Raw genomic sequence first — 22,842 nt, 5'->3', positions numbered from 1 at the left:
ACAAAGGAAAGTTGCTAGCTTTTTTTTGCATCTGCTAATTGTTGGCGTAGTTCTGAAATTTGTGATTCCAGTTGGGCGAGTTCTTTTTCGGTGGATTCAGGATTACTACCAACATAGACGAGCTTTTCCATGTCGCCTGAAAGTCGCATATGGTCAGCTTTTAAGTCGTTGATTTTATCTTCTAATTCCTTAATAGTCAACTCACTCTACTCCCTTCATATATGAGATGTAATCAAGCCAAAGGCAAGGCTTCTGTACATTTTTAACATCCCAATGATTGTATACGATTGAATTTGTTTGGTACAATTTACTTTACTATCAGACTATCGAAATGTTATCACATATGCAATAGGGAAAAGGGAGGTGAATGTAACGATAGCCCATAAAGATGTTCAAGTATATAGAAAGAATTGCAAGCATTTGCCACTATATATCCATGTTAAGCATTCATTTATCGCTTACACGAATATTTGTGGTTAGATCCCAATTTATAAGGGCATAGTAAATTTGTAGAAAATGAAATAATTCTGTAACATAATGAATAACAATTTTTGCATGTACGTGAGACTATAGAGGAGGAATAGAAGCTTTGAAGCTGTTTCGATGGATAGATCAATTGATAATGAAGCTTGAGGAATTTATCTTAAGCTTTGCGATTATTCTTATATCGATTATGATCGTTGGGAATGTGATCGCTCGTGAAGTTTTTGAGTCGGGGGCTTTTTACTTCAGTTATGAAGTGAGCCAATTTGCCATCGTTATTGCCACATTTATGGGGATTAGCTATGCCGCTAGAAAGGGGCGCCATATCAGTATGTCAGCCTTTTATGACTTTGCTCCGTTTAAAGTGCGAAAAGTCATGATGATACTGATCAACTTTATTACGTCGATCGTTATGTTCGCCTTAACGTATTTCACCTATAAATATACCATGTTTGAGTATGGATCAGGTGAACTAACAACCTCATTACAGCTGCCTACATATTGGATGGCAATGTTTCTGCCAATTGGATTTTTTATGGCAGGTATACAATTTCTTCGTAACACCATCGTTAACTTTACCGCAAAAGCTAAGGATAAAGTGTATTTAGGTGTAGATGCTGTCGATTATAATGACAAAGATGATCGAGATGTAGAATTAGAAGATTTATCAGTTTAGGTACAACCGATCTCTACGAAACTGATCGCAGAAGGTTTCGTTTGCGTGGGCACGATAGAGTTCAATAAAAATGATAAACGTTAGAGAGGAAACGGATATGTTAGGTACATTATTAGCAATTATGATCGTATTGCTGTTGTTAAATTTTCCAATGATGATACCATTGATTGTTGCACCACTAGTTATCTTGTTAATTTACAACCCTGTCATGAGTACAGATATATTGATGGGGCAACTTATAACCGGAATTGAATCGCCCGTGTTATTATGCGTGCCATTATTCATTTTTGCAGCTGACATTATGACTTCTGGTCGAACGTCACAACGATTGCTCGATTTTATTGGTGCATTTGTGGGACACATTCGTGGTGGGTATGCTGTAACGACAGCCGCTGCATGTACCATGTTTGGTGCGATTTCTGGTTCAACCCAAGCGACGGTTGTAGCGATTGGCCGCCCGATGCGTGAACGATTATTGAAAATCGGATATAAAGATTCCAATGCAATGGCACTGATTATTAATGCAAGTGATGCTGCATTATTAGTTCCACCAAGTATTGGTATGATTATGTATGCTCTTGCAGCAGGATCAGGGGTTTCCGTTGGTGATTTATTTATCGCGGGTATTATACCTGGGTTGATGGTGTTTTTATCTTTTGCCATTTATAGTATCGTCTATGCAAAAGTAAAAGATATTCCACTAGCGGATCGTGTTAGCTGGCGTGAAAGGTTAATAGCTTTCCGTAAATCATTACTACCACTTGGTTTTCCAATCGTTATTATTGGTGGTATTTATACAGGTACATTTACACCCGTAGAAGCGTCTGGTATTTCCGTATTATATGCTTTTATTTTAGAAGTGCTTATTTATCGAACGATTCATATAAAAAAAATACCAGGTATTGCATTATCCACTGGTCTAGTTACTTCAGCTGTCTTTGTTTTAGTCGCTGGTGGACAAGTGTTTACATGGGTGTTAGGGATTGAACGGATTCCGCAACAAATAACCGAAGCCGTACTCGGAACAGATCCAAGTGCATTATTTGTTTTATTAATTGTCAGTGTCTTTTTCTTTATTGGTTGTATGTTCGTGGATCCGATTGTGGTGATCTTAGTATTAACACCAATCTTTGTCCCAGCAGCCGAAGCAGCAGATGTCAATTTGATTCATTTAGGGATTATTGTGACATTCCAAGCAGCGTTAGGTTCAGCAACACCGCCATTTGGTGTGGACATATTTACAGCTAGTGCGGTGTTTAAGAAACCATATTTAGAAGTGATACGAAGCACGCCACCGTTTATTATCATCTTATTGGTAATTGGTGTATTATTAGTGCTATTTCCACAGTTATCGCTAATGCTTGTTCCGAATTAAGGTATTAAGGTGTGCTAGTTTAATAGATGGCTAGCCGCTTAATATAAAAATATTTTTTACTAGGGGGTAATGATCATTTTTAACAAAAAACTTTTGTTAATGCTGATCTCGATTTTCACACTGAGCGTTTTATTAGTAGCTTGTGGTGGAGGAGAATCAGAAGAAGGAGCCAGTAACAACGAAGGTGAAGATACAGGTTCAGAAACCGAAGGCAGCGATGAAGGTTCCGGTGAGGAAGCAACGGAATATGAAGAGCAAGAATGGGAGATGGTGACTGAAGAACTTCAAGGGGAGGTTCAGTATGAGTATGCGGCTGAATTTGCAAGTCGTATCGAAGAGAAAACAAACGGTGCCATTACAGTGACGCCATACGAATATGGTACGATCGGTAGCGAAGCCGACCAAGCCGATTTATTAATGCAAGGCGGTGTTGAAATGGCAGTGATGTCGCCAGGTTTTACTGGTGGGCAAGTCGCTGACGGTCAAATCTTCTCATTACACTATTTCTTCCCTGCTGATCCAGAGCAGACACAAGAGGTGCTAACAAATAGTGAAGCACTTAATGAAGATCTTCGTGCCAAATATGAAGAACATAGCATCAGTCCGCTTGCTTATTGGACAGAAGGTGCGATGGCTTGGACAAGTAACCAAGGAATTGAATCACCTTCTGATTGGGAAGGCTTAAATATGCGTGTACAAGAGTCACCGTTAATGCGTGAAACATATGCGGCTTATGGGGCTACTGTACAATCTATTAGCTGGAGTGAGTTGTACACAGCATTAGACCGTGAAACAGTTGATGCACAAGAGAACCCACTGTTCTTTATTAACTCAGCAAGTTTCCATGAAGTACAAGATACACTAACTATTTCTAACCACAACAACTATGTTGCTATGACAACAGCTAATACAGAATGGTACAATAGTCTAGGAGATGCAGAAAAACAGCTCGTTGATGAAACTGTAACAGAAATGCAAGAATGGGTATTTGAAGAACAGAAACGTCAAAATGAAGAAGGTCTAGCAGCAATTGAAGAAGAAGGTTCAACAGATATCATTGAACTGACAGAAGATCAGATTACTGCATTCAAAGAAAAAGCAGAACCTGTTCATGAACAGTATCGTAATAATGAATTGACTGAACAAGAAATTGATGCAGACATTTATGATAAGTTAAAAGAAGAAATTGCAGAAGTAACTGGAGAATAAAAGAAAAAACCCCCTTGGGCCACAAATGCCTAAGGGGGTTTTTATGACCTTTTCATCGTTTGCAAAAACAGTTTTACATAAGGTCAGGGTCTTCTTCTGGTTGTTTTCTTTGCCATTCATGATAAAAGTGGGCGATGATCGTTTTGACGACAGCATAAGCAGGAATAACAAACAGTAGACCAATAAAACCAGCGATACCACCGGCTGCAAGAATTAGTGTAATCACAGTTAAAGGATGCAATGATAATGCTCTTCCCATCACATTTGGTGAGATCAAATTACTTTCAATTTGTTGTGCAACGACCATCACAACCGTTGCCCATAATGCTAATATCGGTTCTTGTAAGAAACCAACAATAATAGCAGGAATAGCCGATAAAAACGGGCCTGCAAAAGGAATAAAATTCATCACCAAGCCAAATAATGCAAGTGATAATGAATAGTCTAATTGAATGATATTATAACCTATATACAGCATCACCCCGACACAAATACTGACGATAAATTGTCCTTGAATAAAAGAAGATAACGTATGATTAATATTCGTTGCTAATGTTTTGAAACTGTTAGCTTTCCCAGGACTTAAAAATTGAGTCACAAATGGAATGAACTTGTATCCATCTTTTAACATGAAAAACAAAAAGAATGGAATAAGGAAAAATGAAAACACAAAGCTAAACACTTGGCCAATAATATCAAAAACAGCTGATGTTAACCGTTCAGCATACACGTTTAAATTATCGAGCATATGATTAATGCTACTCTCAACTTGTGGTGGTATAATATTTTGATTATCTTGCCAAAGCTCAATCACTCTCGTTGCATTGTTAGCCATCCGCGGAATATTATCAATGAGATTTGTAAATTGCTTTTGAACAATTGGTGCGATATATATAGTAATAACTGATATGGCTGTCACAATCAGTAGAAAGACAATAAAAGTTCCGATCATTCGTGGAACCTTTCTTCTTTCTAACCAATTCACGATCGGATTGGTAATATAGAAAATGATCCCAGAACCGATAATCGGTACGGCGATAGCTGCTACATATGCACCAATGGGTTGGAAAATAAAACGTGTTTTATAAATAAGGAAAATTAATGCAAAAACAAGAATCAACGTCACTAAGATTCGTATACTTTTTTTCTGAAACAAACATGCTCACACCTTTTATTTATAGATTAGATCCTATCAAAATGTTAACTTTATTCTATCATAAAAGTAAGAGATACAGGAAATGACATTGTAGCAGAAACAAATAGAAAAAACCCCCAATCTATGCTAAGATGTAAACGGATAGATTATATAAATACATGGAGGGGAAAACATGTCATGGCAGGATCAATGGAAAAAATGGTCGAATTTTCATCAGTTAGATGAATCGTTGAAAAAACAATTAACAACAATGGAACAGGACAAAGCGCAACTAGAAGATGCTTTTTATCAATCATTGACATTCGGAACGGGTGGTATGCGCGGAGAACTTGGACCAGGTACCAATCGGATGAATATTTACACGATCCGTAAAGCTGTTGAAGGGTTAGCCAATTACATAGAAAAACATGTCGATCAAGCAAAGACAAGAGGCGTTGTCATCGCCTACGATTCACGGTATATGTCGAAGGAATTTGCTATTGAATCGGCTCGCGTCTTAGGACAGCATCAAATACAAGCATATGTATTTGAATCATTACGCCCTACACCATTATTATCATTTGCTGTGCGCTACTTACAAACGGCTGCGGGCATTATGATTACAGCTAGCCATAATCCTCCAGAATATAACGGATTTAAAGTGTATAACGAAGATGGTGGGCAAATCCCGCCAAAAGAAGCCGAGGCTATTATAGAAGAAGTGAACCGTGTGGAAGATGAACTCCAGATTGATGTTCAACCACAGGATGAGATCGAAGCAGACGGACTACTTAAGTGGGTTGGTAACGATATTGATGAAGCATACCTAAAAGAATTACAATCCATTCAGAAAACTAACGTGAATGAACAACATAGCCATCCATTAAAAATCGTTTTTACACCGTTGCATGGCACAGCCTATGATCTTGTCGTTCGAGGTTTGAAACAAACAGGATTTGAACGATTAGAAATTGTAGATGAACAAGCCAAACCAGATCCCGAATTTTCAACGGTTTCATCGCCGAATCCAGAAGAACATCAAGCATTTGAAATGGCGATGAAGCAAGGAAAAGAAATCGATGCTGATATTTTAATCGGAACAGATCCAGACGCTGATCGACTTGGTGTAGCGGTGAAGGATGGCGATGGGTCTTATCAAGTACTAACTGGCAATCAACTAGGCACACTATTATTAGACTATACATTAGCCCATATGAACGAAACAGATCGCCAAAACGGGAAAGTCATTAAAACCATTGTAACAACAGAAATGGGACGAGCGGTAGCTGAGCATTACGGTGTTGAAACGATTGATACGTTAACAGGATTCAAATTCATTGGTGAGAAAATGAAACAATTTGAATCCACTGAAGACCATTTCTTGTTTGGATATGAAGAAAGCTATGGGTATTTAATCGGTGACTTCGTACGTGATAAAGATGCTGTTCAATGCGCGATTGCTGCATGTGAAATGGCTGATTATTGGAAAAGACAAGGAAAAACACTCAAACAAGCACTAACAAGTTTATATGAAAAGCATGGATACTATTTAGAAAAGATGAAATCCCTCACTTTAAAAGGAATTAACGGCGCTGAGCAAATAGCGAAGATAATGAATAATATCCGTGAGTATCCATTCGAAACGCTTGCGAATCAAAAAGTGTTTGCGGTAGAGGATTATGCTTCAAGTCAACGTTTGTATACACAATCGAAGAACAAAGAAACGATCCAATTACCGAAAGAAAATGTCGTAAAGTTTTTATTAGAAGATGAGGGTTGGGTGTGCTTCCGGCCATCAGGTACAGAACCAAAAATGAAGAGTTATTTTGGTGTCAAAACAAATGATCAAGCCAAAAGTGAATCATTTATTCAACAGATTCAAGAAGAAGTCGAACAACGCATGGAAGAAGTTTTAGGGGAACAAGTATAAGTTCACTCGTTATGACAAACCTATCCCTAACACCCTAATGGACAAAAGGATTTCGAATAAGTTGACAATTGACGCGAAAAAACGTATAGTGATGTACATACATAAAGGGGAGTAGCTAGAAGCAATGGTTGTCGTCATTTCGAGAGTTTTCTCTCCGGCGCCATTGGCAACATGTGTTGTTAGCGAGACCTTTACCATTAGTGGTAAAGGTCTCGCTTTTTTGCGTCTTTACCACTCGAAATCAATCATAGTAGAGGTGAGGTAATTGGAACTATTTTTTGAATATGCTTGGGTACTACTTGTATTAATTGGTTTGGAGGGAATTTTGGCAGCCGATAATGCCTCGTACTTGCCATCATGGTGAAACATTTACCGAAAAAACAACGAAAAAGAGCGCTATTTTATGGGTTAGCTGGAGCGTTTGTTCTTCGCTTTGGTTCATTGTTTATTATTTCGTTCTTAGTTGATGTATGGCAAGTGCAAGCCATTGGAGCGGCTTACTTATTATTGATATCAGGGAAACATTTATATGATACGTACAAAAATAAAGATACGGATACAGAAGAAGCCGTGGAGGATGAAGCAGAAGCGAGTGGCAGTGGATTTTGGATGACGGTACTAAAAGTGGAATTTGCTGACTTAGCATTTGCGGTCGATTCTATTTTGGCAGCCGTTGCTTTAGCCGTTGCTCTTCCGCCAACCGGGTTACCGAATATCGGAAGTTTAGATGGTGGTCAATTTGCGGTTGTGCTAGCAGGAGGTATGATCGGTCTGATTATTATGCGTTTTGCCGCCAACGTATTTGTTAATTTATTGAAAGAGAGACCAGGCCTTGAAGTTGCTGCATTTATCATCGTCGGCTGGGTCGGTGTGAAACTCGTTGTTAGCGTGTTAGGACACGAAGCGTTGCATATTATTCCTGAAGGGTTTGTTCACTCAGGGCTTTGGAAACTGATCTTTTATAGTGTGCTTGTCATTATTGCAGTTGCAGGTTGGTTTTTATCGGATAAACACGAAGTTGACAAGCAGACCGATTAATCAAAAGATTGTAGGGATGACAGGCTTTCTTTTATAATACGTAAAAGGGAGTTGATACAAATGACGATTCACCAATTTCATTTAGATGCGACATGGCCAGGCGGGAGAAATGAAGTAGGCCGTATACATGCAGGGAACTTAGATACCAAAATATCGATCCCGCCAGAAATGGATGGTCCTGGTGTCGGTACGAATCCTGATGAAATGTTATTAGGCGCAGCGTCTACTTGTTACGTAATTACGCTGGCAGCGATGATTGAACGTGCTGAATTGCCGTTACGCCATCTAGCATTACGTTCTGTCGGTGAAGTGGATGTGACAAACGGTGTGTTCACGTATAAAAAAATCATTCACAAACCGTCAGTAACGTTACGCTCAGAAGCGACACAAGCTGATCTCGATAAACTGCAAACTCTTGTAAAAAAAGCGGAATCTTCATGTATGATTTCTCGAGCCATCCAAGGAAATGTTGCAATTGAATTAGAGGAACAATTGGCCATCGAATAAAAGAATCAGAAAAAAGCGGATGTGGCTTGATTCACACCCGCTTTTTTGTTATCTACACGTCATTATAAAAGACGAGAAAATGTATCGAGATGATATTCAAATTGTTGCGTATCGTTTTATTTGGCGGGATACGCGTCAAACAGAGAGAAGGGAAGCCGCTGTTTGCCTCGAAAAAGTGGATTCGCGTCAAACGGAGGAAAGGAAGCTAGCTGTTTGCCTCGAAAAAGGCGATTCGCGTCAAACAGCGAAAAAGAAAGTAGCTGTTTGCCTCGAAAAAGGCGATTCGCGTCAAACAGAGCAAAGGAAGCTAGCTGTTTGCCTCAAAAAAGTAGATTCGCGTCAAACAGCGAAAAAGAAAGTAGCTGTTTGCATCGCATCTGCTTCTCTATTCATATCGCTTCTAAGTGATTTCCCTCGGCGCAAGGGACTCAAGGCTGTGCCATGGACTGCGACATCTGCTCAAGCAAGTTTTCGCATCAAAATGGCTTATTTTCTCGCGTGCATAGATTTTCGTTTACGTAATTTTGTCATTGTTACGTAAAGCGGTGGCAATAAAAGTAAGGTTAATGTGCTCGAGAATATAATCCCAGAGACAATCGAAATAGCAAGTGGTCGGAATAGCACATCCCCAACAAAAATAATCGGTGTTAATGCAGCAATTGAAGTTAATGTTGTTAAAATAATCGGACGTAATCGCGCTTTTCCTGCAAGAACGATCGCTTCCATTAATGGTTTGTCTTTGGCCTTCTGTTGTTCAATAAATTCGATCATTAAAATGGAATTGCGGACAACGATGCCTGATAAGGAAACAATACCTAATACCGCTAAAAAGCTTAATGGTTGATTCGTCACAAACAGTCCAGCGATTGCACCAGTAACAGCTAGTAAAACTGTACTCGTAATTAATACGGGTGTTAGCAGTGAATTAAACTGAATCGCAAGCGTAAGGTAAATGAGAAACAAGACAATGACGAACAATTTAGCGACTTCAAGGAAAAATTCATTCTCTGCACTTGCTTCACCTTCTTCAATCATTGTTACATCATCCGATAACCGTTGATTCGCTTGATCTATAACGGAATTTGCATCTGTGTCAAAACGTGTCTTTTGATCCGACTTGGCATAAACGGAAAGTGTAATCGTTCGTTTCCCATTTAAATGCGGTATCATGGCAATTTGATCACGCGTCTCTTCCGATACAAATTGATCATAAGTAAAAAGTTCACCGTTTGTATTTACCAACGTAAGGGCGCTTAAATCAATCCCATCAGCTTTTCCTTCATCTAACGTAACTTGTAACGGCATTCTAGATTGGTCGACGCGTATTTCAGAAATAGGCATGCCGACATTGGCAAGTTGCATCGTTTGTGTGATTTGACGCTGGTTGAAATTGTGCTCTTCTAAAAAGTCCTGGTCGATTGTATATTCCTTAACGGGTTGTTCGGATCCAGTATTTAAACGGGCCAGTGCTACAGAAGACTGTTTTTCAAAATCTTCTTTAATGGCACGAGCTTCTTCCCATATCGTCGCCATGTGATCACCTTGCAATTGCAGTTCTAGATCAGCAGAAGGAGGTGGACCTGATACGATCGTTTCTAAGAAAATTTCACCTTCAGGAAAAGCCTCGCGCAAGTCAGATTGATAGTTTTCAATAAAAGTAGCGGCGGATGTTTTGTCACGATTGATTCTGACGACTAATTGCCCTGTGTTCTCACCGGGACGCTCAAGACTTGAACTGAATATATTCGGTAGTCCTCCGCCCGTGTAACGGGTTGTTTCTGTCACGTGTTCTGTATGTTTTAAAATATAGGATTCGATGTTTTCTAATGTTTGATCGGTTTCTTCGATCGGTGTACCTTCGTCTAACGTTAACGATAACGTGACTTCCTGTCGATCAGCAGCAGGGAAGAATTCAAAAGGTACTTTGACGACCAAAAGCAATAATAAACAACAAACGATGATACCACTGATGACAGTTGCGAGTGGTTTTTTAAGTACAAGGGGAAGAACCGTTTCCGTATAAAATTGTTCCAAGTTGCGAAATAAACGAGACAGCACACCGATTCTTCTTTTCTTCGTATGGTACCACTTCAGTTGTCTTGTATATTGAATCGTAGGAATGACCGTCAAAGCGATTAAGGTAGACGCCAACACGGTACTAATCAGTGCGATTGGTAACGCACGAATAAAATCGCCATTACTCCCCGATAAAAATGTGAGCGGAAAGAAACTAAACACGATTAAAAGGGTAGAAGTGATGATGGATACACCGACTTCTCTCATACTACGTTTCGTCGCTTCAAGGGGGCTATCTCCAAGTTGAAACCGTCTCATCATATTATCATTAATGACAATCGCGTCATCCACAAGTATACCTAATGCTACAATGATCCCGATAACAGAGATTTGATTTAGATCAACACCACTATAAGGTAAAGGGATAAAACCAATTAAAATGGAAGCAGGTATGGCACCTCCGACGATAATCGCTGAAGATATCGGGAGTCCAAGCACCATAACGAGAATGACAGCAAGCATCGATATTGCAAATGAAACAAACAAGTTCGAATATACTTCGTCTATGATGGTGCTCTGTGAATAATACTGATCCACGGAAACGTCTTCTGGTAAAGACGTTTGTAATGCATTCACTTTTTCAGTAATTTGTTCTTGTAGCGAACGAACGTTTACACCTTCTTCAGCATAAATCGTGAGTGATAATGCTGGTTGTCCCTCATACGTAATTTTATCATCGATCGGTTGCTCGTTGACTTCAATGGACGCTACATCGTCTAAATATAGCGGCTGACCATTGTGTTGTTTAATCAATAGATTTTCTAACTGCTCTCGCTCACTTAAAGACGAGAGTTGTAATAAATAGTTTTGTTGATCGTTTTCTTCTGTCCCTAGGGCAACAGGACGCAATTCATTTTGGATGAGATCAATGACATGATTCGGTTGGACGTTCGCCTCAGCCAACTGTTCTTGATCGAGGGATACGAGCATACGTTGCTCAGGGAGTCCTTTTACCTGAATTGAAGAGACACCATGAATATTTGAAAGTGTTTCTTTCCAATCATTGATTTCATGACGTAACTCATATAAAGATGAACGTTCATCACTTAACAGATGATACGTTGCTACACTCGAAGTCACGACGTCGGTTTTGACCTGAGGTGGACGTGCTTCTTCAGGCAGATCACTTTGTATATCTTGCACTGACTGTTGAATCGAAGCGTAGGTCGACTCGCTATTTGTACTATTTTCGACTACGACTGTAACGGAAGAAAAGCCATTTAAAGAGGCAGAAGATACCTGTTCAACACCAGATACATCTAATAAAACCTCTTCCATTGGCGACGTAATGGTTTCCTCTACTGTTTCTGGACTACTACCGGGATAGCTTGTCGTGATGGAGGCGATGTTTTGCTTGATTTCAGGAATGTCTCGCTTTGGGATTTGTGTATACGTAAAAATTCCCGTAATGAAAAATAATAAAAGAAACACCCAGACAATTTTCCGGTATTGTAATAATCTTGCCATTCATAGCCCCCCTAATCATTCATATATTCTATTATTGACACAATTCCTTTCATAAGTAAACGGTAAACAACCAATCCCTGGATAAGAAAATGGAAATTCTATGTGATTTTTTACAAAGACTTAAAATACAATTAACAATTAAATAACATTTGTATCGACATGGTTTTGTTGCAATCAGTGAATCGATAAAATATAAGTAAGTTCCAGACAAGGGAGATTTGAGGCGAATGAAACGAGAGGCATACGTTGACAATGCAAAAGTGGTTCTGATCTTTCTTGTGGTGTTTGGGCATTTGATTCAACCGTTAAAACAAGAAATCGAAGCTGTCGATGCGATGTATCAATGGATTTTCCTTTTTCATATGCCAGCATTTATTTTAGTGAGTGGCTTTTTTGCTAAAGGGATCGGTGATACGGATTATATAAAAAAGATAGCAAAACGAATATTGGTACCATATATGATTTTTCAAGTGCTTTATTCCGGTTATTATATGATGATCGGCAAAAACGATTGGCAATCGAGTTTTTTTGATCCGAATTGGGGCTTGTGGTTTCTGTTAAGTTTGTTTAGTTGGCATATGCTGCTGATTGGGTTTAAACGACTTACACCAATAACAGGGATTGCACTTGCCTTTGGAATAGGTTTATTAGTGGGGTATCTGCCATGATTGGGAATGAATTCAGTCTATCACGGACGTTTGTGTTCTTTCCCTTCTTCTTAATAGGATATTGGTTATCGAAAGAACGATTATATCAATGGAAAGGATGGAAAGTGCAACTGTCATCTATAGGCATATTGATGGCTATATTCCTAATGAGTATGTACACACCAGCGATTCATCCCCATTGGTTATTTGGATCGTATGCCTATCAAGATTTAGATGTTGGCCTAATGGGTGGCGTCATTCGTATGGGGTTATATGCTGTAGCGATTCTGATGACATTTTCATTGCTCGTATTAATACCGCACAAGAGATACGATTATACAACAATCGGTCAATATACCTTGTATGTTTACTTGTTACATGGTGTGGTGGTTCAATATGTACGAGAGGCTAATCTGTTGCAACTCGATCATAACTTGGACACGATTGGTTTGGCTGTTATTGCAGCAGCGATTGTGCTATTTTTATCATCCAAATGGGTTATAACGCTTACGCAACCCTTGATTGAATTGAAAACGGACAAATTACAGAATGAAGTTAGGAAAAATAAGATTCAAGCTACAAAAAATCATGCGGAGCTAGAAAAATAAAACGCACGCCAGAAAAAACACTATATCACATCCTATGAAAGTAAGCAGAGATATCTCTGCTTACTTTATACATAATAACCCAAAATGCGGTCGACAGCGCTTCCGTATGCTTCACCGAAGAGGTTCAAGTGGACCAGTAAGTAAAATAATTGATACAGTGGTTTGACGTCTTGATAATCATCCGGTAAACGAAGATGTTCTTGATACGCTTGATAAAAATCTCGTGGAAACCCTCCGAATAATTCAGTAAATGCAATCTCAAATGCACGATCACCATATAAAACAGATGGATCAATGACATAAGGTGTGCCCTTCGGCCCAACAATCCAGTTACCACCCCATAAATCACCATGTAATAGCGAAACACCAGGGTGTTGTGGTACGAGGTGCTCCATTTTTTCGAACAATGACTCCATTTGTTTTTTGCGTTTTTGAGGCATTCTTCCTTTCTCAAGCGCTCGTTCAAATTGTGGAATCAAACGTTGATCACGATAATAGCTTGTCCAAGATGAGTGGAATTGATTGTTTTGCGTTAATTCGCCGACAAAGGTTGTCTGATTAAAGCCATATTTTTCTCCAACTTCAGCAGAATGCAGGCGCGCTAAGTTTTCTCCTAACTGACGAGCGGTATTTGCATGTGACTTTCCCTCAATCCATTCTAAAATAAGAACTTGCATATCTGTGTTAGAGGTATTGTCATAGTGATACACATTTGGAACATGAATGGTATTCGTCTCTTGGATGCGTTGTAACCCTTCTGCTTCTGCCTGAAAGAAATTCTGCGGCACATTTCGATTGGCTTTGATAAAATATATTTCTTTCGCTGTTTCGACATAATAAGCTTGATTGATATCTCCGCCAGCAATGGGTTGAATCGATATAATCGAACTTTCATCGCCAATATGTCGTAATTTTTCGGCTATCAGTGCTTTCATCTATGAATCACTCCTTTTGTGATTAGTATACATGATGAAAAAAACTATGGAAATGCTAGAACATGTTGTGTACAATAGGATAGGTTTCAATTATGGTTTAGATAGAGGTGTTTATTACATGCAACGAGAAAATTGGGCCTCCAGACTAGGCTTTATGCTGGCAGCAATGGGATCAGCTGTTGGATTAGGGAATATCTGGCGCTTTTCCTATGTAGCTGGTGAAAATGGTGGAGGAGCCTTTTTGCTTTTATATATTCTTAGTGTATTGGTCATAGGTATTCCTTTATTACTTGTCGAAGTGAGTATTGGACGAAAAGCGCAACAAGATATCGTTGGTTCTTATCAAAAATTAGCGCCGAAGAAACCGTGGTATATGTTCGGTTATCTTGGTGTCATTAGTGCTTTTTTAATTTTAAGCTTTTACAGCGTTGTTGCTGGATGGGCGATTTATTACTGGTGGGGTTATTTAACCGGAGCGCTCTTCAATCGACCAGAAGGCGGCTACGGGGCTGCGTTTAGTACATTTACAAGCCAAGATTATTCCCCACTATTGTGGCATGCATTGTTTTTAGGCATTACGATGATCATTGTACTTGTCGGAGTCAAAAAAGGGATTGAAATGGCAAATAAAGTGTTAATGCCGATTTTGGCAATTATGATGGTCGCTTTAGCTGTTTACAGTTTAACATTACCTGGCGCAGCAGAAGGGATGAGGTTCTTATTTCAGCCAGATTGGTCAGTATTAGAAAATCCATCCGTCTATATTGCGGCATTAGGACAAGCATTCTTCTCGCTTAGTCTCGGTGTAGGTACGATGATGACGTATGGGAGTTATTTAACGAAACAACATAAACTTCCTAGCGCAACAGCAGGGATTGGCATAATGGATACACTGTTTGCTGTGATTTCAGGGATTGTGATTTTTCCTGCGGTGTTTGCATTTGGTATTGAGCCATCATCTGGGCCACCGCTTGTATTTATTACATTGCCAGAGATTTTTCATCAAATGGCGTTTGGTGGTGTGATTGGCTTTGTCTTTTTCACCGCGTTAAGTTTAGCGTCCATTTCTTCATCGATTTCATTGTTAGAAGTACCTGTTGCGTATTTAATGCGTGCAGCAAAAATGAAACGAAGAAGCGCTTCACTGCTTGTAGGTGTCGTGATTTTCTTTTCAGGAGCAGCTGTTTCGCTGGGTATGGGACGATGGAGTGACGTGACGATCATCGGTAATAACAATATTATGGATTCCATGGATTTTCTCGCTTCCAATCTGTTTTTACCTATTGGCGGATTAACGATGGCGCTCTTTGTCGGTTGGTATTTTACGAAACAACAAGCATTGGATGCCAGTGACTTAACGAACACGGCCATCGGTCCTATTTGGTATACAGTGATCAAATATATTGCGCCACTTCTCATCCTTCTTATTTTCCTAAATGCAATTGGCATTGTATAATGAAAGAAGAGAGGGTGAAGTGCGATGACGATTTCCAATCAAGCGGTTTTTAATAAAATTATTGCTGAGTGTCATCAAGCGATGGAACATGAAAGCAATGTGAGAGAACATGCACGAGCGATTCAAACATTAACCGAATTATTGACGGAAGATAAAAGTCATACGTCTGTGGCTGGTACGCGGCCTTCGAGTGTAGAGCCAGCAATGAATCAAGCAGAAATGCAACAAATGATGGGGGATTTACCTCGTACGCATGATAAGAAAAATGCGAAACAGCCATCGACGTCGCGAGAAGAAGAAGCGAATGGCGATTCAATATTTGATTTTTAATCGGGGGATGAAAATATGGTGAAGTTGTTTCTCGTACTTGGTGCACTTAATGGATTTTTAGCGGTAGCTCTAGGTGCCTTTGGTGCGCACGGATTAGAAAGTCGTTTATCGGAGAAAATGCTATCAACATGGGAAAAGGCCGTCAATTATCAAATGTTTCATACGATGGCGTTATTGGTCACGGGCTTATTATTACAGCGGATCAATGCTGTTAGCTTAACAACAGCTGGCTGGTTCTTTTTCATTGGTGTTGTATTATTCTCTGGTAGTCTATATATCTATTCTGTATCAGGTTTAAAGGGATTTGCAATGATTACGCCAATTGGTGGTGTCGCCTTTTTAATCGGCTGGATATTACTTGGTTATGTCGTTATGAAATTTGTTTAAAGTATACAAAAAGAAGCACAAGCAGTCATTGATTGCTTGTGCTTTTTATGTCATATTATTGATTAGACCCTGGGCCAAATGGATATTGGTAGTTAATTTCTTCGTCAAAGGTGATATAGTCTAGGTAGATCATCAGTAGTAAATAACGCTTGCCTGTTTCGGGATCGCTTAAAATAATGTGATCACGACCAGCTGCTTCAATAATTCCTTTGAAAATTTTGGCATTCCAACGTTCGTTATTCTCAAATGTCATATAAACAGTCGCTCGTTTCCCTTTATTCAAGCGGAGGATGTTCTCGATATATGATTCTTGTATCGGTAACATCCCTGGTGTGTCAGATATACTCGTCTGTTGTTGCTGTTGTTGTTGTTGTTGCTGTTGTTGTGGTTGCTGCTGTTGAGGTTGTTGTTGCATAGGCATTTGAGAAAATCCTTGACCGCCGTAAGGATACCCACTATACCCGCCTTGTTGTGCGCCTTGCATCGGATAAAACTGTTGTGGGTTGTACATACCGCCGCCTTGTTGATAGGGCTGTTGCCTGAAATCGCCTTGATTTTTACTCATGGATCGTTCCCCCTTGCGATAATTAATGCGTGCTTTTACACATTCCTACTAAGCATATCTATGCACCGAATGAGGGATTCATGCTTTTCTTCAATGAAAAAAGATTGGGATATATGTTTCTAACTAGCCTAAGCTAAAAATGAAAGGATATTGACGAAGCAGTGTTCTCGAGATATCCAAAAATAAACCCAAATGCTAACGGATCAAAATCAATTAACATTTGGGTGGTTATCATTCAATATTCTTTGTCGCAAGCTCTACACGGCGAAGTAATCAGGAATGTCATCAATCGTTAAAAGATTACCGACATAGAACGAACCGAATTCTCCGTACCGGGCACTGACGACATCAAAACGCATTTCATAGATCAATTTTTTAATTTGTAGCATATCCTTTGCAAATAACGTAACACTCCATTCCCAGTCATCGAGCCCCATCGATCCAGTAATAATCTGTTTTACTTTTCCAGCATATTTACGGCCGGTGAAGCTATGTTCATACATAAGTTGGCGACGCTCATCCATCGGTAACATGTACCAATTATCATTTCCTTCCCGGCGCTTGTCCATTGGATAGAAACAAATGTGTTCCCACTTTGGTAAGCGCGGTTTCAATCGAGCGCGAACGCCAGGGTTATCTTCTGGATTTTCGCCTTCTTTAGCCATATATTTCGATAATTCGACGACAGAAACGTAAGAATAACTAGGTATCGTAAACTCTGCAAATTTCGATTTATTAAAACGTAATTCAATATCACTAACTTCCTGTATCGTCGGACGCAAAATCATGAGGATGAAGTCAGCCTTGTGCCCCATAATACTGTAGAAAGCGTGACTTCCTTCGCGATTTTCCTCAACATCCTCCCAAGCAGTGAGCATATCTTGTAATTCTTTTACGGCTTGTGTTCGCTCAGATTCAGAAGCTTGTTTCCATTTGATCCAATCGATTTTTCTCAAATCATGAAGCAATACCAGCCATCCATGGTTTCAACTGCTTCAGGCATGGTTCATCTCTCCTTTATGGCTTGTTTCGTTTAATATAACATATATAGGGAAAATTAATCATAGATTCGCTATCCGAATGACCGATAAAATTCAATGTTTTTGACAAACGCGTGAACACTCGAAAATTTTTCTAGATAAAAACGCATACATTTTTCATGAGGGTTTCATTATAACACAAAAAGCGTTAATATATAATACAGATATCATATGGAGGGTTAATATATGAGCGATATGTTTACAGAAATGAAAAATAAGTTGTCTGGTAATGCTAGTAAAATCGTTTTTCCTGAAGGATTAGATGAAAGGATCTTAACGGCAGCTAGCCAACTAGGTCAAGAGGGTATTATTCAACCTGTATTAATCGGAAACGAAGAAAAAATAGAACAGAAGGCTGAAGAATTGTCGTGCCCATTAGATGGTGTAGATATGATTGATCCGCACACGTACGCTGCATTTGATCAGATGGTTGCGGCCTTTGTCGAGCGTCGGAAAGGAAAAGCTACCGAGGAAGATGCGCGTGAGAAATTGTTGAATGCCAATTACTTTGGCACGATGCTCGTATATATGGATCAAGCAGATGGTTTAGTAAGTGGGGCTGCGCATTCAACAGCGGATACTGTACGCCCAGCTTTACAAATTATTAAAACCAAACCAGGAATAAGCAAAACATCAGGGGTATTTGTCATGGTGCGTGATGATGAACGTTATGTATTTGCTGATTGTGCGATTAATATTGCGCCAGAAGCCCAAGACCTTGCTGAAATTGCTATGACGAGTGCAGAAACGGCTTCATTATTCGACGTCGATCCGCGCGTAGCGATGCTTAGCTTTTCCACGAAAGGGTCGGCGAAATCACCTGAAACAGAAAAAGTGGCTGAAGCTGTGCAAATCGCAAAAGAAAAAGCACCTGAATTAACATTAGATGGTGAATTCCAATTTGACGCAGCCTTTGTACCATCCGTTGCAGAGAAAAAAGCGCCAGACTCAGATATCAAAGGTGATGCGAACGTATTTGTATTCCCGGGCTTAGAAGCAGGAAACATTGGCTATAAAATGGTACAGCGTCTTGGTGGATTTGATGCAGTTGGACCTATTTTACAAGGCTTAAACAAACCAGTGAATGATTTATCACGTGGTTGTAGCGCAGATGACGCCTACAAATTGGCGGTTATTACCGCAGCACAAGCATACGATGCACAGTAGGGATTTTTCCCTCTGTGCATTTTTTTGCATAACGTATTGGAATTTGAGACCTGTTGTAATTTTTCCTACAAGTTATATGCTATACTTATACAAAAGTATATGAGGAGAAATAAGCCATGTATATTGTAAGTACAAAGGATAATCAAGAGACGTATGAAGCGGATGTGGTACCAGTTTCTTATCAACGATTTGGAGCTATCCCAATATCATTTTATCGATTAGTTATCGATGACGTTACATCGCATGATTTACTTACGTTATACTATAAAAAAGGAGTGTGATTCCTTATGATGAAACAACGTTCTATTGATAAAGAAGGTATTCGTCAAACAGCTATTGAAATTGATAAGTACCATAATGGCGTTTATGCTTATCCTGTTACAGATCCTAAAGAAAAAAAAGAAGTCGATCGTCAAACAAGAGAATTTATTAAAAACTATAAAGAACAGAATAAAGAAAGAATTGAACAAACAAATAAAACTCTTCAAAATTTAATTAAATAATCCCTGCATGAATCTCCTATATGATATGTATAGGGGATTTTATCTATCCAACGGAATTTTCACCTTGGCACCCGCTGATTGCTCGAAACATGATATACTCATGGCAGTCAAGAATTACGAAAAAGGATGAAACGTCTATGATCCAAATCGAACGCGTGATTTTACACCATGTACATATGCCATTAAAGAATCCTTTTACCAATAGTCTAACGACCGTCACGGACAAAGATCTCTATATCATCGAACTCGTTGATCAAGACGGGATCAGAGGCTATGGAGAAACCGTCGCCTTTGATTCGCCTTGGTATACAGAAGAAACAACGGAAACAACCCGCGTAATTATGGAGCAGCATCTCATACCAGCGCTTCAATCCGCTTCCATTGTTCATCCGAATGATCTCGTCACTCTCTTTCAACACGTGCGTCGTCATCAAATGGCCAAGGCGGCGATCGAAACCGCAGTGTGGGATCTCTATGCGAAGCGACAGAGAAAGCCGCTTTATGAGGTGATCGGTGGTGTGCGTTCGCAAATTCCAGTGGGTGCTACGATTGGAATGCAGGCAACGGATCAACATTTGCTGGAAAAGATGCAATCAGCGCTCAATCAAGGGTATCAACGGATAAAATTAAAGGTGTCACCGCAACATGACTTACATACGCTCGAACTTGTTCGTCAACATTATCCAGATTTGCCACTGATGGTAGATGCCAATTCAGCTTACCGTGTAGAAAATATCGATCATTTAAAAAAATTCGACGAGTATCAACTTATGATGATCGAGCAGCCGTTTGCGCCTCATGATTTTGTGGATCACGCCAAACTTCAAGAAAAATTAAAAACACCGATTTGTTTAGATGAAAGCATTCATACGTTGGCTGATGCGAAAACGGCGATTGCGCTTCATAGTTGCCAAGTGATGAGTATAAAGTTAGGAAAAGTTGGCGGCTTCACGCATGCGATTCAGATTCATGATTACTGTGCCGCGCATCACATACCAGTTTGGTGCGGAGGAATGTTGGAAGCGGGTGTGGGAAGGTTGCAAAGTTTAGCGCTTGCGACACTTGAAAATTTCCGCTTTCCAGCAGATCCTGGAGCGTCAAGCCGGTACTGGCATCAAGATATAATCGATCCGGAAGTAACTGTTGAAAACGGGCATGTTCAACTTTCCAAGATGCCAGGAATCGGTCGAGAAATCAATTGGGATGTATTAGAACAATACCGAATCCAACAAATCGTACACCAAAAAAGCACTCGGTTACGTTAAAGATTACTCGAGTGCTTTTGCGTTTCGTTCGACCATTTGTGTCATTCGTTTCTCAAATTCAAGCAGTTCCTCATCTTGTATATCATGTTCATAAAGAAATGCTCCTGTATCAGATAACCACTGCATGATGAGTTGCTGCACTTTAGCAGTTGAAAAATCGGTATGTAAAAGTTCATTCACAGAACGCATCGTTTGTGGATCAACCGTAGGGTAGGTGAAACGCTCAGATACGTTCGCTTTTCCGTAAGTGTAAAAATCACGAATCAGTGCGGCTCGTTCACTGCCGCTTCCTTCAACGCATATATAAATCTGAACAGCAATGCCGCCTTTTACCCGACGTTGTGAAATGCCAGCGAATTTCTTGCCATCAATACTCAGGTCATAATCGCCAGGACAATAAGATCCCGTAATTTCATATGCTTCAATGTCCTTCGTCCATGAAGAAAAAAGGCTACGAATCGAATCAGTCATTAACGCATACCCCGAATGAATCCCCATTTCCGGCGTATCAGGTATAATGAATGAAACATTTAACACACCATCGTCCAGATTCACCGCTAAGCCGCCGGAATTCCTTACGACGACTTCATATCCTTGTTGTTGCAAAAAAGAATGTGCCTCAGCGAATGCTGGTAGTCTCGTATCAATGGCACCGAGCACAACGGTTTTCGGATGCACCCAAAATCGTACCGCTACGTCATTTGTGCTTTTTCCGATGGTTTGACATAACGTATCATCGACTGCGAAAGAAGCCATAGCCGTCTGAAGTGCGCCTGGATGACTATGATCGATCAATCGTATCTGTTTATGTTCAAAAAATGTATGTCCGTTCATTTCGTCCCATCCTTTGAAGTGTTCACATCTATTGCGCTCTTATTATATCAGAAAAATCAATCACAGGTTTTCGTTTGACTGAAATTATATTATACTGAATATAAGATAAAAAGGGAAGGTAATGTCATGACTTATAAAGACGAACAATTGCATGAAGAAAAAGTATTTAAAGACCCTGTGCATCGTTATGTTCATGTGAGAGATCGTGTAATATGGGACTTAATCGGAACGAAAGAATTTCAGCGATTACGTCGCATCAAACAACTCGGAACCTCATATTTAACCTTTCATGGAGCTGAACATAGTCGGTTTAACCATTCACTTGGGGTATATGAAATTGTCCGCCGCATTTTAATTAACTTTGACGATCGCCCGAATTGGAATCGAGAAGAACGTCTCTTATGTCTTTGCGCAGCCTTGCTTCATGATTTAGGGCACGGTCCGTTTTCGCATTCGTTTGAAAAAGTATTTAAACTCGATCACGAATTTTTCACCCGAGCGATTATTTTAGGCGACACAGAAGTGCGTCACATTTTGGAAAAGGTAAGTGAAGATTTTCCGAAAAAGGTAGCGGATGTAATTAATAAGACGTATCATGACAAGCTCGTTATTAGCTTGATTTCGAGCCAGATTGATGCCGATCGGATGGATTATTTACAGCGTGATGCTTATTTTACGGGTGTGAGCTATGGTCACTTTGATATGGAGCGTATTCTACGGGTGATGCGCCCAATGGAAGATCAAGTCGTCATCAAAGCTTCCGGCATGCATGCAGTAGAAGATTATATTATGAGTCGGTATCAAATGTATTGGCAAGTCTATTTTCATCCGGTTACTCGTAGTGCGGAAGTGATTTTAACGAAAATTTTACACCGAGTGAAGCAATTGTATGATGAAGGATATAGATTTAAAGTCGAGCCAACCCATTTCCTGTCGTTTTTTGAAGGGGATGTCAGTTTACAAGACTATATTCGATTAGATGAATCGGTTGTTCTCTATTATTTTCAAATGTGGGCCGAAGAGGATGACATTATTTTACGGGATTTAACCTATCGTTTTATCAATCGCAGGCTATTTAAATATGTGGAATTTAATCCGAACTTACAAATGAAGGAATGGATGGAATTACATCAATTATTTCATGATATTGGGCTTGATCCTGATTACTATTTAGTCGTTGATTCATCGTCTGACTTACCGTATGATTTT

At 39.6% G+C, this 22,842-nt stretch carries 22 protein-coding genes and 2 pseudogenes; 17 read left to right on the top strand and 7 right to left on the bottom strand.

The features are described 5' to 3' along the window. Nucleotides 1-14 precede the first annotated feature (14 nt). Nucleotides 15-200, bottom strand: coding sequence for an SE1832 family protein (locus J416_RS03655; RefSeq protein ID WP_003465171.1), 186 nt, complete (start codon nt 198-200; stop codon nt 15-17). 389 nt (nt 201-589) lie between these two features. Between J416_RS03655 and J416_RS03650 the strand changes: the two genes are divergently transcribed. The 3 genes from J416_RS03650 to dctP all read left to right on the top strand — a co-directional run bounded on the left by J416_RS03650 (nt 590) and on the right by dctP (nt 3,743). Beyond that, on the top strand, nt 590-1,159 hold the full coding sequence (locus J416_RS03650; protein ID WP_003465169.1) for a TRAP transporter small permease: 570 nt from the start codon (nt 590-592) through the stop codon (nt 1,157-1,159). A 97-nt stretch (nt 1,160-1,256) separates the two neighbouring features. Further along, a complete protein-coding gene (locus J416_RS03645) occupies nt 1,257-2,534 on the top strand; it encodes a TRAP transporter large permease (RefSeq protein WP_003465167.1) in 1,278 nt (425 codons plus the stop codon). 69 nt (nt 2,535-2,603) lie between these two features. Next, nucleotides 2,604-3,743 (top strand): TRAP transporter substrate-binding protein DctP, encoded by a 1,140-nt coding sequence (dctP, locus tag J416_RS03640; protein WP_003465165.1) that lies wholly within the window; start codon nt 2,604-2,606, stop codon nt 3,741-3,743. Between the two features lie 73 nt (nt 3,744-3,816). Here the strand turns inward: dctP and J416_RS03635 are convergent, their stop codons facing one another. Beyond that, nucleotides 3,817-4,899 (bottom strand): AI-2E family transporter, encoded by a 1,083-nt coding sequence (locus tag J416_RS03635; protein ID WP_003465163.1) that lies wholly within the window; start codon nt 4,897-4,899, stop codon nt 3,817-3,819. 172 nt (nt 4,900-5,071) lie between these two features. Here J416_RS03635 and J416_RS03630 point away from each other — a divergent pair, with 172 nt between their 5' ends. From J416_RS03630 to J416_RS03615, 4 genes and pseudogenes are all read left to right on the top strand, one after another. Beyond that, nucleotides 5,072-6,808, top strand: coding sequence for a phospho-sugar mutase (locus J416_RS03630; protein ID WP_003465162.1), 1,737 nt, complete (start codon nt 5,072-5,074; stop codon nt 6,806-6,808). 265 nt (nt 6,809-7,073) lie between these two features. Next, nucleotides 7,074-7,846 (top strand): annotated as a pseudogene (locus tag J416_RS03625) (TerC family protein). Between the two features lie 60 nt (nt 7,847-7,906). Beyond that, nucleotides 7,907-8,353, top strand: coding sequence for an OsmC family protein (locus J416_RS03620; RefSeq protein ID WP_003465142.1), 447 nt, complete (start codon nt 7,907-7,909; stop codon nt 8,351-8,353). Nucleotides 8,354-8,432: 79 nt separating this feature from the next. Continuing rightward, entirely contained in the window at nt 8,433-8,894 is a 462-nt protein-coding gene (locus J416_RS03615; RefSeq protein ID WP_003465141.1) for a hypothetical protein, read from the top strand. Here the strand turns inward: J416_RS03615 and J416_RS03610 are convergent. Then, nucleotides 8,840-11,896, bottom strand: a complete 3,057-nt coding sequence (locus tag J416_RS03610; protein ID WP_003465140.1) for an efflux RND transporter permease subunit — start codon at nt 11,894-11,896, stop codon at nt 8,840-8,842. The two genes, J416_RS03615 and J416_RS03610, sit on opposite strands and share 55 nt — an antisense overlap. Before the next feature lie 227 nt (nt 11,897-12,123). Between J416_RS03610 and J416_RS16150 the strand changes: the two genes are divergently transcribed. Together J416_RS16150 and J416_RS16145 are read left to right on the top strand one after the other, a co-directional pair. Next, a complete protein-coding gene (locus tag J416_RS16150) occupies nt 12,124-12,564 on the top strand; it encodes an acyltransferase family protein (RefSeq protein WP_240407250.1) in 441 nt (146 codons plus the stop codon). Then, complete coding sequence (locus tag J416_RS16145) at nt 12,561-13,151, top strand: acyltransferase family protein (RefSeq protein ID WP_240407249.1); 591 nt, start codon at nt 12,561-12,563, stop codon at nt 13,149-13,151. Before J416_RS16150 ends, J416_RS16145 begins: the two co-directional genes overlap by 4 nt. A gap of 65 nt (nt 13,152-13,216) precedes the next feature. Here the strand turns inward: J416_RS16145 and J416_RS03600 are convergent, their stop codons facing one another. Continuing rightward, nucleotides 13,217-14,086: a fructosamine kinase family protein gene (locus tag J416_RS03600; RefSeq protein WP_003465139.1), complete on the bottom strand. Its 870-nt coding sequence runs from the start codon at nt 14,084-14,086 to the stop codon at nt 13,217-13,219. Between the two features lie 118 nt (nt 14,087-14,204). Here J416_RS03600 and J416_RS03595 point away from each other — a divergent pair, with 118 nt between their 5' ends. Genes J416_RS03595 through J416_RS03585 form a run of 3 tightly spaced genes read left to right on the top strand, consistent with a single transcriptional unit; the run spans nt 14,205 to nt 16,259 of the window. Further along, entirely contained in the window at nt 14,205-15,542 is a 1,338-nt protein-coding gene (locus J416_RS03595; RefSeq protein ID WP_003465138.1) for a sodium-dependent transporter, read from the top strand. Between the two features lie 24 nt (nt 15,543-15,566). Then, nucleotides 15,567-15,872, top strand: a complete 306-nt coding sequence (locus tag J416_RS03590) for a YwdI family protein (protein WP_003465137.1) — start codon at nt 15,567-15,569, stop codon at nt 15,870-15,872. An 18-nt stretch (nt 15,873-15,890) separates the two neighbouring features. Further along, nucleotides 15,891-16,259, top strand: a complete 369-nt coding sequence (locus tag J416_RS03585; protein WP_040512872.1) for a DUF423 domain-containing protein — start codon at nt 15,891-15,893, stop codon at nt 16,257-16,259. Between the two features lie 55 nt (nt 16,260-16,314). Here J416_RS03585 and gerQ read toward each other — a convergent pair whose 3' ends face one another. Together gerQ and hemQ are read right to left on the bottom strand one after the other, a co-directional pair. Further along, entirely contained in the window at nt 16,315-16,824 is a 510-nt protein-coding gene (gene gerQ, locus J416_RS03580) for a spore coat protein GerQ (protein ID WP_003465131.1), read from the bottom strand. Nucleotides 16,825-17,081: 257 nt separating this feature from the next. Further along, nucleotides 17,082-17,827: pseudogene (gene hemQ / locus J416_RS03575) on the bottom strand (hydrogen peroxide-dependent heme synthase). A 223-nt stretch (nt 17,828-18,050) separates the two neighbouring features. On the opposite strand from hemQ, the gene pta reads away from it, so the two are divergent. From pta to menC, 4 genes are all read left to right on the top strand, one after another. Continuing rightward, a complete protein-coding gene (gene pta, locus J416_RS03570) occupies nt 18,051-19,031 on the top strand; it encodes a phosphate acetyltransferase (RefSeq protein WP_003465128.1) in 981 nt (326 codons plus the stop codon). Nucleotides 19,032-19,147: 116 nt separating this feature from the next. Next, nucleotides 19,148-19,312: a hypothetical protein gene (locus J416_RS15655; protein ID WP_156809502.1), complete on the top strand. Its 165-nt coding sequence runs from the start codon at nt 19,148-19,150 to the stop codon at nt 19,310-19,312. Between the two features lie 6 nt (nt 19,313-19,318). Further along, entirely contained in the window at nt 19,319-19,534 is a 216-nt protein-coding gene (locus J416_RS03565; RefSeq protein ID WP_003465126.1) for a hypothetical protein, read from the top strand. Between the two features lie 137 nt (nt 19,535-19,671). Further along, nucleotides 19,672-20,799 (top strand): o-succinylbenzoate synthase, encoded by a 1,128-nt coding sequence (gene menC / locus J416_RS03560; protein ID WP_003465125.1) that lies wholly within the window; start codon nt 19,672-19,674, stop codon nt 20,797-20,799. 3 nt (nt 20,800-20,802) lie between these two features. Here menC and J416_RS03555 read toward each other — a convergent pair whose 3' ends face one another. After that, nucleotides 20,803-21,633: a lipoate--protein ligase family protein gene (locus tag J416_RS03555; RefSeq protein WP_003465123.1), complete on the bottom strand. Its 831-nt coding sequence runs from the start codon at nt 21,631-21,633 to the stop codon at nt 20,803-20,805. A 126-nt stretch (nt 21,634-21,759) separates the two neighbouring features. Here J416_RS03555 and J416_RS03550 point away from each other — a divergent pair. Then, nucleotides 21,760-22,842: HD domain-containing protein (locus J416_RS03550; RefSeq protein ID WP_003465121.1), on the top strand; the 1,083-nt coding region annotated here is incomplete at its 3' end.

The sequence above is a fragment of the Gracilibacillus halophilus YIM-C55.5 genome, assembly GCF_000359605.1.
In the GTDB taxonomy this organism is placed as follows: Bacteria; Bacillota; Bacilli; order Bacillales; family Amphibacillaceae; genus Gracilibacillus; species Gracilibacillus halophilus.
The sequence above is the reverse complement of the archived record's forward strand: the minus strand, read 5'-3'. Positions and strand labels throughout refer to the sequence as shown.

Coding starts and splice junctions, on each gene's coding strand:
- J416_RS03645 (WP_003465167.1), top strand. CDS start 1,257: ATGTTAGGTACATTATTAGCAATTATGATCGTATTGCTGTTGTTAAAT.
- menC (WP_003465125.1), top strand. CDS start 19,672: ATGATCCAAATCGAACGCGTGATTTTACACCATGTACATATGCCATTA.
- J416_RS03590 (WP_003465137.1), top strand. CDS start 15,567: ATGACGATTTCCAATCAAGCGGTTTTTAATAAAATTATTGCTGAGTGT.
- J416_RS16150 (WP_240407250.1), top strand. CDS start 12,124: ATGAAACGAGAGGCATACGTTGACAATGCAAAAGTGGTTCTGATCTTT.
- J416_RS03555 (WP_003465123.1), bottom strand. CDS start 21,633: ATGAACGGACATACATTTTTTGAACATAAACAGATACGATTGATCGAT.
- J416_RS03630 (WP_003465162.1), top strand. CDS start 5,072: ATGTCATGGCAGGATCAATGGAAAAAATGGTCGAATTTTCATCAGTTA.
- J416_RS03610 (WP_003465140.1), bottom strand. CDS start 11,896: ATGGCAAGATTATTACAATACCGGAAAATTGTCTGGGTGTTTCTTTTA.
- J416_RS03600 (WP_003465139.1), bottom strand. CDS start 14,086: ATGAAAGCACTGATAGCCGAAAAATTACGACATATTGGCGATGAAAGT.
- pta (WP_003465128.1), top strand. CDS start 18,051: ATGAGCGATATGTTTACAGAAATGAAAAATAAGTTGTCTGGTAATGCT.
- J416_RS15655 (WP_156809502.1), top strand. CDS start 19,148: ATGTATATTGTAAGTACAAAGGATAATCAAGAGACGTATGAAGCGGAT.
- J416_RS16145 (WP_240407249.1), top strand. CDS start 12,561: ATGATTGGGAATGAATTCAGTCTATCACGGACGTTTGTGTTCTTTCCC.
- J416_RS03620 (WP_003465142.1), top strand. CDS start 7,907: ATGACGATTCACCAATTTCATTTAGATGCGACATGGCCAGGCGGGAGA.
- J416_RS03565 (WP_003465126.1), top strand. CDS start 19,319: ATGATGAAACAACGTTCTATTGATAAAGAAGGTATTCGTCAAACAGCT.
- J416_RS03595 (WP_003465138.1), top strand. CDS start 14,205: ATGCAACGAGAAAATTGGGCCTCCAGACTAGGCTTTATGCTGGCAGCA.
- gerQ (WP_003465131.1), bottom strand. CDS start 16,824: ATGAGTAAAAATCAAGGCGATTTCAGGCAACAGCCCTATCAACAAGGC.
- J416_RS03615 (WP_003465141.1), top strand. CDS start 8,433: ATGTATCGAGATGATATTCAAATTGTTGCGTATCGTTTTATTTGGCGG.
- dctP (WP_003465165.1), top strand. CDS start 2,604: ATGATCATTTTTAACAAAAAACTTTTGTTAATGCTGATCTCGATTTTC.